At 58.3% G+C, this 15,124-nt stretch carries 10 protein-coding genes and 1 pseudogene; 1 reads left to right on the top strand and 10 read right to left on the bottom strand.

The features are described 5' to 3' along the window. Positions 1 to 76: 76 nt before the first annotated feature. The 6 genes and pseudogenes from I2I05_RS16530 to I2I05_RS16505 form a co-directional block, all read right to left on the bottom strand. Entirely contained in the window at positions 77 to 439 is a 363-nt protein-coding gene (locus I2I05_RS16530; protein ID WP_196283356.1) for a hypothetical protein, read from the bottom strand. Positions 440 to 644: 205 nt separating this feature from the next. Next, positions 645 to 1,202, bottom strand: a pseudogene (locus tag I2I05_RS16525) (ABC transporter ATP-binding protein); the annotation flags it as partial. A 217-nt stretch (positions 1,203 to 1,419) separates the two neighbouring features. After that, positions 1,420 to 2,226: an acyl-ACP--UDP-N-acetylglucosamine O-acyltransferase gene (gene lpxA, locus I2I05_RS16520; protein ID WP_196283354.1), complete on the bottom strand. Its 807-nt coding sequence runs from the start codon at positions 2,224 to 2,226 to the stop codon at positions 1,420 to 1,422. A 102-nt stretch (positions 2,227 to 2,328) separates the two neighbouring features. Next, positions 2,329 to 3,723, bottom strand: coding sequence for a bifunctional UDP-3-O-[3-hydroxymyristoyl] N-acetylglucosamine deacetylase/3-hydroxyacyl-ACP dehydratase (locus I2I05_RS16515; protein WP_196283353.1), 1,395 nt, complete (start codon positions 3,721 to 3,723; stop codon positions 2,329 to 2,331). 98 nt (positions 3,724 to 3,821) lie between these two features. Beyond that, positions 3,822 to 4,862: a UDP-3-O-(3-hydroxymyristoyl)glucosamine N-acyltransferase gene (gene lpxD / locus I2I05_RS16510; RefSeq protein WP_196283352.1), complete on the bottom strand. Its 1,041-nt coding sequence runs from the start codon at positions 4,860 to 4,862 to the stop codon at positions 3,822 to 3,824. Between the two features lie 190 nt (positions 4,863 to 5,052). Further along, positions 5,053 to 6,282 carry an HD domain-containing protein gene (locus I2I05_RS16505; RefSeq protein ID WP_196283351.1) on the bottom strand — a complete coding sequence of 410 codons (1,230 nt, stop codon included), beginning with the start codon at positions 6,280 to 6,282 and terminating at the stop codon, positions 5,053 to 5,055. 360 nt (positions 6,283 to 6,642) lie between these two features. On the opposite strand from I2I05_RS16505, the gene porX reads away from it, so the two are divergent. Next, positions 6,643 to 8,211, top strand: a complete 1,569-nt coding sequence (gene porX, locus I2I05_RS16500; RefSeq protein WP_196283350.1) for a T9SS response regulator signal transducer PorX — start codon at positions 6,643 to 6,645, stop codon at positions 8,209 to 8,211. A 51-nt stretch (positions 8,212 to 8,262) separates the two neighbouring features. Here the strand turns inward: porX and I2I05_RS16495 are convergent, their stop codons facing one another. The 4 genes from I2I05_RS16495 to I2I05_RS16480 all read right to left on the bottom strand — a co-directional run bounded on the left by I2I05_RS16495 (position 8,263) and on the right by I2I05_RS16480 (position 15,024). Further along, complete coding sequence (locus tag I2I05_RS16495; protein WP_196283349.1) at positions 8,263 to 8,697, bottom strand: hypothetical protein; 435 nt, start codon at positions 8,695 to 8,697, stop codon at positions 8,263 to 8,265. Between the two features lie 3 nt (positions 8,698 to 8,700). After that, positions 8,701 to 9,960, bottom strand: a complete 1,260-nt coding sequence (locus I2I05_RS16490) for a pyridoxal phosphate-dependent aminotransferase (RefSeq protein WP_196283348.1) — start codon at positions 9,958 to 9,960, stop codon at positions 8,701 to 8,703. 71 nt (positions 9,961 to 10,031) lie between these two features. Beyond that, the gene (locus I2I05_RS16485; protein WP_196283347.1) at positions 10,032 to 12,485 is read right to left on the bottom strand and encodes an outer membrane beta-barrel family protein; all 2,454 of its coding nucleotides are present in this window, start codon (positions 12,483 to 12,485) and stop codon (positions 10,032 to 10,034) included. A gap of 73 nt (positions 12,486 to 12,558) precedes the next feature. Further along, positions 12,559 to 15,024, bottom strand: a complete 2,466-nt coding sequence (locus tag I2I05_RS16480; protein ID WP_196283346.1) for an outer membrane beta-barrel protein — start codon at positions 15,022 to 15,024, stop codon at positions 12,559 to 12,561. Between the last annotated feature and the right edge of the window lie 100 nt (positions 15,025 to 15,124).

Here is a 15,124-nt window from a genome sequence, read left to right as displayed (position 1 = left end):
CGCCTTGCCGGAGCATCAAAAAGCCCCTGCCGGATATCCGGCAGGGGCTTTTTGATGCTCCGGCAAGGCGGCGCAATTAATAGTCGTCGCTGTCGAAGCTGCTGCCGCGGCGGCTGCCTCGTCCGCTGCTGTAGCCTTCGTCCGCGTCGTCGTCGTCGTCAGCAAACTCGTCTTCGTCATCATCAAGGCTGGTGAAAGCACCACGGTCGGCATTTTCGGCCCGCTCGGCTTCTACAAATTCCTCCTCGGTCATGTTGGCCAGGTCGAGGGCTTCGTCGTGCGAGGAACCTGTGTCGGTCCACATCAGGTAATCGGCGTATTTGGCGGAAAGCCGGTCTTCTGTGGGGCCGAGGGCCGCGGCGCCGCCTTTCGAGGCGTAGGTGTCTAGGTTGTCGTCGTCGTCGAGCAAGTCGTCGTCCAGGTCGTCGTTATCTATCATGGCCGGGGCGGTTAATGTTGAGGTGGGGAATTGTGCCTAAGGTGGCCGCGAAGATACGAAACAGGCGGATTTTGGGTTAAGTGTGGCCCGGTTTTACTTGGGGAGAACACTCCCTCTATAACGAATTGTGGGATTGTGGACTGGGGCTTAACCGAGCGTACGGCCACGTAATTAGCCCATTAAACCCATAAAAACTGAGCAAGTATCAAGAGCCGTTCTGGTAGCTGGTTACCAGCAGCTGTTCATCACAGAAAGCGTATTCGGCTGGTACGTTAGAGCTTAACAGCAACGTTCGGCCGGCGCGTGTTGCCTGCACGTGCTCCTGGTACCACGCCACGCCCGTTTCGTCCAGGTTAGTGGTGGGCTCATCGAGCAGGAGCAAGGGCGCTGCCGCATACAGCGCCAGCGCCAGTTTCAGGCGCTGTTTCATGCCCGACGAAAACTCCCGGACCAATTGATGACGCGCCTTTTCCAGGTACATGATGCCGACGAGCTTCTCCCGGGTAATGCCCGGCCGAAGGGCCTTGAACTGGGTGTGGAAATGCAGCATTTCCCAAAGCGTTAGCTCTTCCAACAACTCGAGGTAAGGTGCGGCAAAAGCCAAGTGCTGCGGCAGGTCCTCTACGGCTATCACGCGGCCACCCAAGACGTAAGTCAACTGTCCTTCGGTGGGGAGCAACTGGCCTGAAAGGGTATTAAGCAAGGTGCTCTTGCCCGCGCCGTTGGGGCCCAGGACAGCCGTGGCGCTGCCGGGCCGGAAAGTGCGCGTGAGGCCCCGGTAAATCCAGTCGCGCTGAAAGCGCTTACCCAGGCCAGTCGCGTCGATTTGCAATGCGTAATCAGAAAATCAGGCGGAAGCTGGCAAAGCACCTCCTGTACCAGACCAAAGGAATCAATTGAGGATGAGTGTGAGCCAAAAGCTTTTCAGCAACGATGCCTAACTATAGCAGTAAGCGTTGGTGCCTATTTCCCTTAAAAAGCTATTCTGCCTCGCTGCCATCGGCCCGGCCCCGCTTGGGACCTTTAATAATGCCGCGCGTGGCCGCTCGCACAAAGCTGACGGCTACTTCGCGTTCTGGGGTTGAGGGCAATTCCAGTTCGATTTGAGCCAGGGCATCGTTGGTGTTATAGCCCCCTAAAAACAGGGTGCGGTACAATTGCTGCACCAAGTTGATGGCCTCTTCGGAGAAGCCCCGGCGGCGCAGGCCCACCGAGTTGGCCCCGGCGTAGGAGAGGGGTTCGCGGCCGGCTTTCACGTAGGGTGGCACGTCTTTGCGCACCAGCGAGCCGCCCGAAACCATGGCGTGTGCCCCGATTTTCACAAACTGATGCACCGCCGACGACCCGCCTACAATGGCATAGTCGCCTATCTCGACGTGCCCTGCCACCTGCACTGTATTGGCCAGAATGCAATGATTGCCGATGATGCAGTCATGAGCCACGTGCACGTAGGCCATCAGCAGGCAGTGGCTACCCACGCGGGTTTCGCCCCGGTCAACGGTGCCCCGGTTCACGGTAACACACTCCCGAATGACGGTATGGTCGCCAATGACGGCCGTAGTTTGCTCACCGGCAAACTTCAAGTCCTGCGGCACGGCCCCCACCACAGCCCCCGGAAACACCTGGCAAAACTGCCCGATGCGGGCACCGTTCATGATGGTAACGTTCGGCCCAATCCAAGTGCCCTCCCCAATTTCGACGTCAGCCGCAATGGTCGTAAACGGTTCAACGGTTACGCCCGGCGCGAGACGAGCTGAAGGGTGAATGTGGGCGAGGGGGGAAATCATAAATCAGTTAACAGTTAACAGTTCTCAGTTGATAGTTGGCAAGTAGTGGCACGAGGCTGGCACGAAACCGCGCGTGTTTTATTGCGAACTACTTACTGAAAATCAAGCGTCTTTGCGGACAATGGCGGCGCTCATTTCCGCGTCCATCACCACTTTGCCATTCACAAAAGCCTGGCCCCGCATTTTGGCGATGCCCCGTTTGATGGGTGCTAACAACTGACAGTGAAATAAGATGGTGTCGCCGGGCAAAACTTTTTTGCGGAAGCGGCAATTTTCAATGCCGAGGAAGTATTGCCAGTAGTTTTCGGGGTCGGGCACGGTGTTCATCACCAGAATGCCGCCCGTTTGGGCCATGGCTTCTACTTGCAGCACGCCGGGCATCACCGGGTTGCCGGGGAAGTGGCCCTGGAAGAAGGGTTCGTTCATGCTGACGTTCTTCACGGACGTCACCATCTGTTCATCCAGGTGAATGATTTTGTCAATCAGCAGGAAGGGGTAGCGATGGGGCAGCACCTGCATGATGCGGTTGATGTCCATCACCGGCTCGCGGTTCAGGTCGTACACCGGCACGGGGTTGCTGTGCGCTTCGAGCATCTTCTTTTTGATGCGCTTGGCAAACGCCACGTTGGCGGCGTGGCCGGGGCGGGCGGCCAGAATCTGGCCTTTCAGCGGCCGGCCCACGAGGGCCAGGTCGCCCACGAGGTCGAGGAGCTTGTGGCGGGCGGGCTCGTTTTTGTGGCGCAGGTCCACGTTGTTCAGAATGCCTTCTTTCTTCACCGAAACGCGGGGCTTGCCCAGCATTTTGGCCAAGTCGTTGAGCTCGTCATCGGTCACCACGCGGTCTACCACCACGATGGCATTGCTTAGGTCGCCGCCGCGAATCAGGTTGTTTTTGTAGAGCATTTCCAGCTCGTGCAAAAAGCAAAACGTGCGCGAGGAGGCGATTTCGGCGCCGAATTGGCCGATGTCTGCCAACGTCGCGTGCTGCGAACCCAGCACCGGCGAGTTGTAGTCCACCATCACCGTGAGGCGATAATCGGACAGGGGCAGGGCGGCAATTTCCACGCCGCGGGCGTTGTCAACGTAGCGGATGCTTTCCGGAATTTCGTAGTAGTTGCGCAGCGCATTTTGTTCTTCCAGGCCGACGGTTTCGAGGGCTTTGATGAACTCGGCCGAGGAGCCGTCCATGATGGGCGGCTCGGGCCCCGACAGCTGAATCAGCACGTTGTCGAGCTGCATGCCTACCAAAGCGGCCAAGGTGTGCTCCACCGTATTGATGCGGGCGCCGTTTTGCTCGATGGTGGTGCCGCGGCTCAGGTCTACCACGTTGTCCACGTCGGCGTCGACCACGGGCTGGCCGGGCAAATCCACCCGCTGAAACTTATAGCCGTGCCCCACGGGCGCGGGGCAAAACGTCATGGTCGCTTCCACGCCCGTGTGCAGTCCGATGCCACGCACCGTAACAGGCGCCTTAATAGTGTGTTGCTTGTCGTTCATCTGATTAGTTGTCAGTTGCTAGTTATCAGCCATTGGCGCGGCAGGCCCAAAGCCCGCGCATCCAAAAACTAGCAACCACCAACTAAGAGCCTGCAAAGCTAGGGCTTTTCCGTCGCGTTTTTAGCCTTCTCCAAGCGCTCCACGCGCTGCTCCAACTCGGGCAGCCGGCGGAAAACAATTTGGGCGCGCTGGTTTTGCTTGAAATCGAAGGCCGTAGAGCCTTGTAGTATCAGGCCTTCTTGCTTCACGTTTTTGCCCACACCCGACTGGGCCGTAACGGTGGTTTTGTTGGCCAGTGTGACGTGGCCGGCCATGCCCACCTGCCCCGCCAGCACGCAATGGTCGCCAATTTTGGCCGAGCCGGCGATGCCGGTTTGGGACGCAATGACGGTGTGCTGGCCGATTTCCACGTTGTGTGCCAGCTGCACCAGGTTGTCGATTTTGCTGCCCCGGCCCACGCGCGTGGAGCCCAGCGTGGCGCAGTCTATCGTGGCATTGGCCCCGATGCTCACGTAGTCTTCCAGCACCACGTTGCCAATCTGGGGAATGGCCTTGTAGGAACCATCGGGCTGGGGGGCAAAGCCAAAGCCGTCGGTACCCACCACGGCGCCGGCTTTCACCACGCAAAACTGGCCAATTACGGTGTCGGAATAGATTTTGGCACCCGCGTGGATGATGCTGCCCGCCCCAATCGTGACCCGGTCGCCGATGTAGGCGTGTGGAAAAATCAATACATTTTCGCCCAGCTTGCAATTATCACCAATGTAGGAAAAGGCACCTCGGTAGTGTCCGGGCCCGATTTCAGAGGTTTCGCCGATGTAGGAAGGTTGCTCTATTCCTCGCTTGCCGGTGCGAGTAGCCTGGGCGTAAAACTCGAGAAGCTGACTGAATGCCGAATACGGGTCTTCAACGCGAATTAGCGTGGGCCGGACCGGTTGGCGTAGCTCCAAATTGCGGCCAACGATGACGGCGGAAGCACCGGTTTCGTACAAAAACGTCTCGTATTTGGTATTGGAGAGGAACGTGAGGGAACCGGCTTGGGCTTCTTCAATTTTGGCGAGGCTCGAAATACGCTGGGTCGCGTCGCCTTCCACAGTGCCGCCGAGCACTTCGGCGATTTGCTGAACAGTAAATTCCATAGCGGGCAAATTTAGGTGTCAGAACTCCATCTCAGTTCCTATCTCAGGGAACGTCATGCTGAGCGCAGTCGAAGCATCTCGCGTGTGGTAGTAAACCAATCGTAAGGATTAGTTACAGCACGCGAGATGCTTCGACTGCGCTCAGCATGACGTTCTTTTAATCATTCCTAATACAACAGACCACCAAGCGCTACACAATTTCCTTGGGGTAGCATATGTAAAACTTCTCGACGCGCTGGCTGAGGGCCCGGATATTGGGCAGGTCGGAGGCTTCCATCACGTTCACGACGTCGCCTTTTTTGGTCAGAATCTCAATGGGCTCCAGGCTTTCGGCGTTGTAGGCGCTGTTGCTCAAGCGGCCTTCAATCATTAAGAGGGCCGCTTGGTCGGGCGGCAGGTTGAATTTCTCTTCTATCAATTCCTGGATTCCCAAGCGGAAATCATTGTCGAACGGCTCGGGCGCCAGCACTATCTTGAGCAGGTTGCGGTGCAGCACGCTTTTAGCGAGGTAGCTGAGCACCTTGTCGGGGTGGGATGCCCAGGTCTTGATGGCCGACCAGAAGTCGTGGTCGTCGAGCTCCACAAAATGGCTGAGGATTTTGTCGTCGCGTTCGAAGTCTTCCAAGGTGACGGCGCGGCCCAGAAAGAAGCCCAGGCAGCTATTGGCCGGCACTTCTACGCCCTGGCGGGCCAGGTCGCGGGCCCGCTGCACCACCCGAATCACCATTTGTTCGGCGCTGGTCACGGTTTTGTGCAGGTACACCTGCCAGTACATCAGGCGCCGGCTCACCAGGAAATTCTCCACCGAGTACACGGCTTTTTCTTCCAGCACCAGCCGCTCTTCGTGCACGCGCAGCATTTTGATGAGGCGGTCGGCGCCGGGCCGGCCTTCTTCCACGCCCGTGTAGAAGGAGTCGCGGTTGAGGTAGTCGAGCCGGTCCATGTCGAGCTGGCTGCTCACGAGCTGGTGGAAAAACGGCCGCTTGTAGGTTCCCCGGAACATTTCGATGGCCAATGTCAGCCTGCCGTCGAACTCCACGTTGAGGCGCTGCATGAGGAACAGCGAGAGCTGCTCGTGCGGTACATCCTGAAAAATGGCCGTTTCCAGGGCGTGGGAGAGGGGGCCGTGCCCCACGTCGTGCAGAAGAATGGCCGCGAGCGCTGCTTCGCCCTCCGCCGCCGAAATCTTTACGCCCTTGTCTTTGAGGGTGCGCAGGGCCAACGACATGAGGTGCATGGCGCCCAGCGCGTGGTGGAAGCGGGTGTGCAGCGCCCCCGGATACACAAAGCCCGTAAGGCCCAATTGCTGAATGCGCCGCAGCCGCTGGAAATACCGGTGCTCGATAAGGTCAAATAGCAGTTCGGTGGGAATGGTGACGAAGCCGTACACCGGGTCGTTGAAAATTTTCTTTTTATTCATATAGTGCGTTGGCTATACGCCAACGGGACGGAGAACCATGACTTCGTGGTACAAAAGAACGACGCCAACGCGGGGTTTATCCCATTGGGAGGCCGGGAAAGGACGCCTCACGCAACGGTGCCCGCGCAAAGTGAGACCTTTGGTACCGCAACGGCTTCACCGCCGAGCTAATGTCAATGCAATAACTAAACTGCCTCGTTTACGGTAAAGCTTACGGGTTTGGCCCGTAGGCCGGGCACTAGCGCTTCTTTTCTACCGTTTCATTCCATGCCGGGACTTCGTTCCGGGCACTATTCACCCGCGGCCGCCTCCGGCGAACCGTTATTCTAACTCGCCAACTTAAAAAACGGGCGCAATCCTATGCAACAAACTTCCATTCTCTGGGCCGACGACGAAATCGACTTGCTCAAGCCCCATTTGCTGTTTCTCAAGGAAAAAGGCTACGACGTGACGCCCGTGAATAGCGGCGCCGATGCCATTGAGGAAATTCAGGAAAAAAGCTACGACCTGGTGTTTCTCGACGAGAACATGCCGGGCCTCACCGGCCTGCAAACCCTCACCGAAATCAAGGCGATTCGTCCCACCGTGCCCGTGGTGATGATTACCAAGAGCGAGGAAGAGCACATTATGGAGTCGGCCATCGGCGCCAAAATCGCCGACTACCTCATCAAACCAGTGAATCCGAGCCAGATTCTGCTGTCCGTGAAAAAGGTGCTCGACAACAAGCGCCTCGTGAGCGAAGCCACCAACTCGGGCTACCAGCGCGATTTCCGCCAGTTGGGCATGCAGCTTTCCGACCGCCTCACGCCCGCCGAGTGGGCCGAGGTATACAAAAAGCTGGTGTACTGGGAGCTTGAAATCAACGAAACCGAAGGCAAGAGCATGGCCGAGGTTTTCAACATGCAGAAGGATGAGGCCAACACCTACTTCGGCCGCTTCATCACGGAGAGCTACGAAGACTGGGTGAACGGCGACGACAAGGACGCGCCGCTCATGTCGCACCAACTGTTCAAGGAGCGGGTGTTCCCCACGCTGAAAGCCACTGGCGACACGCCCGTGTACTTCGTGCTGATTGACAACCTGCGCTACGACCAGTGGAAGGTGCTGGAGCCCATCATCACCGAAATGTTTACGGTAGATAGCGAGGAGATGTACTACGCCATATTGCCCACCACCACGGCTTATGCGCGCAATGCCATTTTCTCGGGCATGATGCCGTCGGAGATTCAGAAGAAATACCCCAACTTGTGGGTGACCGACGACGACGACGAGGGCAAAAACCTGCACGAGGCCGAGTTCATGGAAATCAATTTCCAGAAGAACAGCCAGAAGGTGAAGCACAGCTACCACAAGGTGACCAACCTGCAGGCTGGCAAGGACTTGCTGGGCAAGATGAGCAACCTGCACAACAACTACAAGTGCAACGTCATCGTGTACAACTTTGTGGACATGCTCTCGCATGCCCGCACCGACATGGCCATGATTCGGGAGCTGGCAGCCGATGAGTCGGCCTACCGCAGCATCACCCGCTCGTGGTTCCTGCACTCGCCGCTGTATGAGATGCTGCAAACCATTGCCGATAAAAAAGGCAAGCTCATCATCACCACCGACCACGGCACCATCCGGTGCAAGCGCCCCTACAAGATTGTGGGCGACCGCAACACCAACACCAACCTGCGCTACAAGCACGGCAAAAACCTGGGCTTCGAAGATTCGCGCGACGTGTACGTGGTACGCAAGCCGGAAAGCATTTTCCTGCCGCGTGAGAACGTGAGCACCGCGTACGTCTTCACCATTGGCGACTATTTCTTCGCCTATCCCAACAACTACAATTACTACGTGAACTACTACAAGGACACGTTCCAACACGGCGGCATTTCGCTGGAGGAGTGCATCATTCCTTATGTGACGCTGACAGCTAAGGGGTAATTGGCGAAACTTTATTTATAGAAAAAGGCCACCTCACTAGGTGGCCTTTTTCTATTGTAAAATTATTGTTTTATACAGGCCGCAAAATGAAGTCGAGTCTTTTGATTCAATACGTATTACCCTTTTGCTATTGCTATAGAAGTCTTCATCGGGTAAATGGCTTTTGCTCGTTTTCGGAACAGATTTTTCATCAATAATTCTGATAGTTAACCCTTCAAGTTTGTCTTGGATAAAAATATTGTTTTTGCCATCTCCAGCATAAATGGCCGAATAGCCAGATTTAAACTCTAAATCAGTTCCGGTAAAGCAATTAGTGTAAATACAAATGTTTTTGGGAGCATTATCACTGATAACAATAAATAAAGTACTCCTGTATTCATAGGTATTTGTAACCCATTTTTTGAACCATTGCCACTGATGCATCAGAGCAACTGATGACGATAGAATAGCAATGCCAATAATTACTGCTTTTGAACTAGAATTCATGCTTTACCGCTTCAGCTTATCCAGCGCCGCCCGCAGCCGTGGCAATGCAGCCTGAATAGAATCTACAGTCTCAGCCCCAACCGAAGCCCGAAACCACGGCTCCGAGGCCGGCGTACCGAAGGCGCTGAACGGCACCAATGCCAGCTTGGCTTCCGAAATAAGGTAGGAGGTGAGCTCGGCGGTAGTTGTGAGGAGGGTGCCGTCGGGGGCGGTGCGGCCCAGCACGTCGATTTTGGCCGTGAGGTAGATGGCACCGGCCGGCACCACGGCATCGACTGGGTAGCCCTGCGCCTGCAATTCTTTTAAACCCGCGAAAAGGGCTTGCAGGGAATCCTGCAGCTTGTTTTTCATGTCGGCGATGAACGTGTCGACGGCGGTGGCCTCGGGCAGGAAATGGGCGGTGGCCACTTGCTCGGCTTTGGGCGCCCACGCCCCCACGTGGCCGAGGATGGACTTCATTTTCTCAATAATGGCCGGGGGGCCGAAGCTGTAGCCCACGCGCACGCCGGTGGCAGCAAAACACTTGGAAATGCCGTCGATGTAGATGACGTAGTCGCGCAGCTCGGGGCGCAGGCTCACCGGGTCGAAATGTTGGGTGTTGCCAAAGGTAAGCAGCCAATAAATCTGGTCATAAAGCACATAGAGCGGCTTTTCGTTGGGGCCTCGGCGCTTGTTTTCGGCAAGCACCAGGTCACATATTTCTTCCAGGCCCGCTTTGGTGAATACTGTGCCAGTGGGGTTCAACGGCGAGCACAGGGCCAGGAGCGTGGCACCTACTAGGTGCGGGGCCAGTTCGGCCGCGGTGGGCATGAAGTTGTTTTCGGGCTGGGTGGCTACGGCCACCTGGGTGGCGCCGGTGAGGTGGCAATAGTGGTTGTTGTTCCAGCTGGGCAGCGGGAAAACCACCCGGTCGCCGGGGTCCACGAGGGCGCGGTAGGTGGCGTAGATGAGCGGCCGCGAGCCACCGGCCACTAAAATATCATTCGGGCCATAGTCCAGCCCCTGGCGGGTTTTCAGGAATTCCGAAACCGCTTGCCGCAGCTCGGCTATGCCGGCCGCTGGCGGGTAGTTGGTGTGGCCTTGGTGGTACGCTTCGGTGATGCCGGTGCTGAGCTCGGCCGGAATCGGGAAAATCCTGGGGTCAAAATCGCCAATCGTCAAATTGCAGATGTTGGCGCCCTGGCGCACCTGCTCGCTTACTTGGTTGCCAATTCGAATAATCTCGGAGCCGCTGAGGCCGGCTGCCATCTTTGATACTTGCATGGAGAGAAACGGAAAAAGAAATGCCACACCGGCCTACGAAGGTATTTCAGCGCCGGCAAATTGGCTCGTCCTTAGCCGGCCCGGCGCTTCTCGTCTTCGGCCCCGCTGGTGCGGCGGCGGGTGGGCGCCACCTTCTGGTTGCCGAAGCGGTAGTTGAACGCCAGCGTGACAACCCGCGTGTCGAAACGCTGGTGGAACCGCTCCCGGTAGTTGTTAAACGTAGTGGTGGCGCGGGTTTGCTGGGTGTAGAAGATGTCGGTAACATTCAGCTTCAGGTTGCCTTTTTTGTCCCACAGGCTTTTGGAGATGCCGGCCACGAGCTGCCCGCGCGGCTGGATGTCGAAAAAGCCCTGCTGCTGGCGCGATTGGTAGGTGCCGGTGAGGTCGGCGCCCCAGCCGTGGCCCAGGATAAAGCTGTTGTTGGTGGTGAAGTTGAGCGTGGGCCGGCCCTTATCGAGCGCGGTGCCGGCCAGGGTGCCGATGTAGCGGGCGTAGTACCCCACGAGGTTGTTGTTGGAACTCCACCACTTAAACGGCTCCAGCGGGGCGCTGAAGGTGAAGGTGTAGGTATCGAGCCGGTCGAGGTTGGCATCGCGCACCACCACAAAGTTGCCGGGCGCGGGTTGCACCGACCCCACAATGGGCCGGTCGGTGATAGACCAAGCCAACTCGGTCGTGAATTTTTGACGGAAGGTGTGGCTCAGCTCCAGGTTGTAGCTGGTTTGGGGCAGCAGGCCGGGGTTGCCGGAGCCGTAGGTGGTGGCATCGATGTAGATACGAAACGGGTTGAGCTGCCCGTAGGTGGGGCGGTCGATGCGCCGGCCCAGAGAAAAGGCCACCTCGTGCTTTGGACTCAGGGTGCGGCGCACGGCCACGCTGGGAAATAATTGGTAGTAATGGCGAGGCGGAAACGGCTCGTCGCCTACTTCTTGGCGGCCGGTGGCATTGGTTTGCTCGGCCCGCAGGCCCGCCGTGAGGGTGACTTTGGGCGTGGTGTGCGTGAGGGTGAAATAGCCCGCATTCACGTTCTCGTTGTAGCGGAAATGGTTGGACTGGTTGCGGTCGATAACGGTCTGGTTGTTTTCGGTGATGCTGAACAGCACGTTGTTATCGGAACGCACCAGGCTGGTTTTGAGGCCGGATTCCAGCTTCGTGAGCTTGCTGAACGGGTGCACATAGTCGGCTTTAACGGACTGGATTTCGAGGGTGCCGCGCTGGTCGCCGGTCAGCGTGTTGGAAGAGCGTGCGGGCAGGTCGTAGGTAGTGGCCAGGGTTTGCAAGCGGGTGTTGCGGAACTGCACGTAGTCGGCGTCCATCGTCAGCTCGCGGCGCCCGAGCGAGTCGGTGAATTCGTGCTTGAAATTGAGGTTGAGGGCGGCGTTGGGCGTGCGCACCGTGCGCAGGTTGATGGCCCGGTACTGCGCCGTGGTGCGGTTGCTGGCGTCGGCTGCTACGGCCACGTTGGTACCTTCCTGGGGCGAGTTGGCGGCCTGCCCGTTCACGGCCAGTCCCACGGTGGTTTTGGGCGAGAGGCTGTAGTCGAGGCCCGCTTTCCAAGTGTGCACCAGCTGGCGCACCAGAATAAAGTTTTCCTGGTCGCTGGACCCCACCACTTGCCCGTCGCTCAAAAAGTCGCGGTGAATGGTCAGCGCGTTAAATGCCTCGCGGTCGGCATAGCCGTAAGTGCCGAATAGGTTGGTTTTGCCACGGCGGTTGTTCAACGTCAGGCTGGTGTTGAATTTGTTATACTGGCCGCGGCCAATGCTGGTGCTCAGGTTGCCGTTGGTGCCCTGGCGCTGATCTTTCTTGAGGTTGATGGCAATGATGCCAGCACTGCCTTGAGCATCGTATTTGGCGGGCGGGTTGGTAATCAGCTCAATGTTTTTGAGCTGGTCGGCGGGCAGGTTGCGGAGGAAGTCGGCCAGCTCGGTGCCGCTCATGGCCACGCGCTTGCCATCGATGAGCACCATCACGCCGGGGCGGCCCTTCAAACTCAGGTTGTCGCCGGAGCCCACTGTCACGCCCGGCGAGCGGGTGAGCACATCGAGCGTGGTGGAACCCGCCGCGAGCGGGCTGTCCTCTACGTTCACCACGGTGCGGTCGGCCTGCCGCTCAAACAAGGGCTTGCGGGCCGTCACGGTCACTTCCTTGAGGGCAGTGGCCGCGCTGGCGCGCAGGGCAATGGCCGGCAACGCCAAACCAGCAGCCGGCAGCTCAAAGGGTACGCTCCAAAAACGCTCGAAGCCCACCTGAGCCGCCGAAACCCGGTAGTTGGCCCCGCTGGTCGCTTCGAGCTTAAAATGGCCCTGGTCGTCGCTAAACTCCGTTTTTACCACCGACGAATCGGCCGCCCGGTGCAGGGTAAGGGTAGCAAACTCCACCGGCGCTCCGGCCGAATTGGCTACCGAGCCAGTTAGCGCCGCCCGGGTTTGCGCGGTTGCCGGAATAGCGGTTAAAAGAGTAAGTAGAAAAGCGCCAGTTAGATAGACGAAAAAGTAGCGTTGCCGGGAATAGTTGTCGCGCATAGGTCAAAAGCCAAAATGGGCCCCAATGACCGGTGGTGTACTCCACAGTTGCACTTCCCTGGCATTATGATTCCTATTGGCCGCTAGCACGGCGTAGCTCTTCCTCGGCCCCAGCCGTGCGCTTGCGGGCCGCCGTCACTTTGCTATTGCCAAAGCGGTAGGTAAAAGCTGCCGTAACCACCCGTGTATCCTGCGCCGACCGGAAGGTCTCGGTGAAATTGTCGTAAGTCGAAGTGGATTGGATGGGCGTGGTGTAAAAAATGTCGGCCACATTCAGCCGGATGGTGCCCAGCTTATTCCACAAGCTCTTTTGCAAACCCGCCGTGACCTGCCCCCGGCCTCGAGCAGATTCAAATCCCCAGATTTCTGGCGACTGGTAGTTACCATTCAGTTCGGCGGTCCAGGCGTGTGGCAAGCTGAAGCTGTTGTTGGCCGAGAACAAAAAGGCCGGCTTGCCCCGGTCAAGCTCAGTACCGGCCAAACTGCCCCGAAAGCGGGAGTAGTACAGCACCCCGTTGGCGTAGAGGGTCCACCACTTGGCCACCTCCAGCGGCGCCGTGATGGTGAGCGCAAAGTATTGTTGAGTGCTGAGGTTGACGTCGCGGTTCACCACCAGCCGTCCGCCATCGGGCGAGGGCTGCACCACGTTCACAATGGGGTTGTCGGTTTGGGCAAAGCTCAGCGCGGTGCTGAATTTTTGCCGGTAGGTGTGGGTCACTTCGAAGTTGTAGCTGGTTTGAGCCACCAGGTCCGGATTGCCCGAGCGGTAAGAAGTCGCGTCGAAGTAGTTGCGCAGCGGATTTACCTGGCCATAGCTGGGCCGGTCGATGCGGCGCGCCACACTCAGGGCCAGCCCGTGCTGCTTGCCAAGCGCTCGCTGCACCAACACATTCGGGAAAAACTGCACATAGTGCCGCTCCCGGGAATCTCCACCCTCCGTTTCAGCCAGCGTATTGGTTTGCTCGGCGCGCAGGCCGGCTTGCAGCGTGGTTTTGGCCACGGAGCCGCGCAGGTTCACATATGCGGCGTTCACATTCTCGTCGTACCGAAAGTCATTCGAAATCAACGGGTCGAAGGTGCGGGTTCCTTCGCTGGTTCGCATAAAAACCACGGAGTTGTCGGATATTACCTGTGTGGTTTTTACGCCCACTTCCAGCCGTGCGCGGTGGGGCAGGGGTTGGCTGAAATCGGCTTTGAGCGACTGAATGGTGAGTGTGCTGTTTTGGTCGCCGTCGAGCCGCGTAGTTGGGCGTGTCGGCTGCTCAAAATTTGTATTCAGCTCCAGCAGGCGGGCGGTGTGGTAGCGGGCGTAATCGGCATCGGCCGTCAGGGCGCTGGCCGTGGCCGAGTCGGCGAAGGTGTGGCGCAGGTTCAGGTTGAGCGCGCCGCTGGGCCGATTGAGGTCCTGCGCAACAGCGGAAGTGTAGCGGCTAGTGGGCTCGGGGGCCGCGCTTTGCACCACGGTGGTGTTCTGGGTGGTGGTTTGGGTTTGGCTGGCCAGGCCATTCACAGAAACTCCCACCAGCGTCCGGGCCGAAGGCGTGAAGTCGAGCCCGATTTTGCCAGAATGGGAGCGCAGGTACGTCAGTTGGTCGTTGTCGATTATGCTGTGCGCCGCCGCCAACTGGGGCGTAGCCGAGTAGCCCCGGTCGAAATCAAGCCGCACAAAGCCCCGCCGTTCCGTGTAGGCGTAGGTGCCGTACGCGTTGAAGGTTTTGTGGCGGTGATTCAGCGCTAGGCCGCCCGTGAACTTGCCGTATCGGCCCCGGCCGTAGCTGGTATTCACGCTGCCGTTGGTGCCCAGCCGCTGGTCTTTTTTGAGGTTGATGGCGATGACACCCGCGCCTCCTTGCGCGTCGTATTGCACCGGCGGGTTGGTAATGAGCTCAATGCTTTGCAGCTGTTCGGCCGGCAGCGCCCGCAAGTAATCGCCCAGCTCAGTACCGGTCAGCGGCACGCGTTTCCCATCAATAACCACCAGCAGGCCGGTGCGCCCGCGCAGGCCCAGGTTGTCGCTGGCATTTACGGTCACGCCCGGTGCCCGGGCCAGAATGTCGAGGGTGGTGGCGCTGGCCGCCAACGGACTGTCGGCCACGTTGACCACGGTGCGGTCGGCGAAATGCTCATAAATGGGCTTTCGCGCTGTCACGGTCACTTCTTTCAGGGCCGTGGCTTGGCTGGCGATGAGCGTGATGGCCGGCAAGTTGAGCTTTGGGGCCGTCAGTTCAAAGGCTGGGCTCCAAAACCGCCCGAAGCCAACCTGCGCCGCCGAAATGAGGTAACGGCCGCCCACTGTTTCAAATAGAAAGTGCCCTTTTTCGTCGCAAAATTCTGTTTTCACCACCGTCGAATCGGCGGCTCGGTGCAGGGTAACCGTGGCAAACTCGATGGCAACGCCGGCCTGGCTGGCCACGGTGCCCGTTACGGCCGCGTTGGCCTGCGCCAGGGCGGTGCTGGAAGTGGCCAGCAGCAAGCCGCAGAACACTCCCACGAAAGGAAGCGGCAAGCAGCCAAGCCGGGCCAAGGGGAAATAAGGCATTAGGTGGGACTTGGGTAGAAGTCAGCGAATAGTCGTGCACACCGGCACGGGACCGGCTGCCAGGCACAGTATTCCTGAAAAGGGAATAGTACAAGCAAGT

It is taken from the genome of Hymenobacter jeongseonensis (assembly GCF_015694725.1).
Taxonomy (GTDB): domain Bacteria; phylum Bacteroidota; class Bacteroidia; order Cytophagales; family Hymenobacteraceae; genus Hymenobacter; species Hymenobacter jeongseonensis.
This window is presented reverse-complemented; position numbering and strand designations above follow the sequence as displayed.

Bases quoted from the DNA above. Each gene is read 5' to 3' on its own strand.
- I2I05_RS16530 (WP_196283356.1), bottom strand. From the start codon at position 439: ATGATAGATAACGACGACCTGGACGACGACTTGCTCGACGACGACGAC.
- lpxA (WP_196283354.1), bottom strand. From the start codon at position 2,226: ATGATTTCCCCCCTCGCCCACATTCACCCTTCAGCTCGTCTCGCGCCG.
- I2I05_RS16515 (WP_196283353.1), bottom strand. From the start codon at position 3,723: ATGAACGACAAGCAACACACTATTAAGGCGCCTGTTACGGTGCGTGGC.
- lpxD (WP_196283352.1), bottom strand. From the start codon at position 4,862: ATGGAATTTACTGTTCAGCAAATCGCCGAAGTGCTCGGCGGCACTGTG.
- I2I05_RS16505 (WP_196283351.1), bottom strand. From the start codon at position 6,282: ATGAATAAAAAGAAAATTTTCAACGACCCGGTGTACGGCTTCGTCACC.
- porX (WP_196283350.1), top strand. From the start codon at position 6,643: ATGCAACAAACTTCCATTCTCTGGGCCGACGACGAAATCGACTTGCTC.
- I2I05_RS16495 (WP_196283349.1), bottom strand. From the start codon at position 8,697: ATGAATTCTAGTTCAAAAGCAGTAATTATTGGCATTGCTATTCTATCG.
- I2I05_RS16490 (WP_196283348.1), bottom strand. From the start codon at position 9,960: ATGCAAGTATCAAAGATGGCAGCCGGCCTCAGCGGCTCCGAGATTATT.
- I2I05_RS16485 (WP_196283347.1), bottom strand. From the start codon at position 12,485: ATGCGCGACAACTATTCCCGGCAACGCTACTTTTTCGTCTATCTAACT.
- I2I05_RS16480 (WP_196283346.1), bottom strand. From the start codon at position 15,024: ATGCCTTATTTCCCCTTGGCCCGGCTTGGCTGCTTGCCGCTTCCTTTC.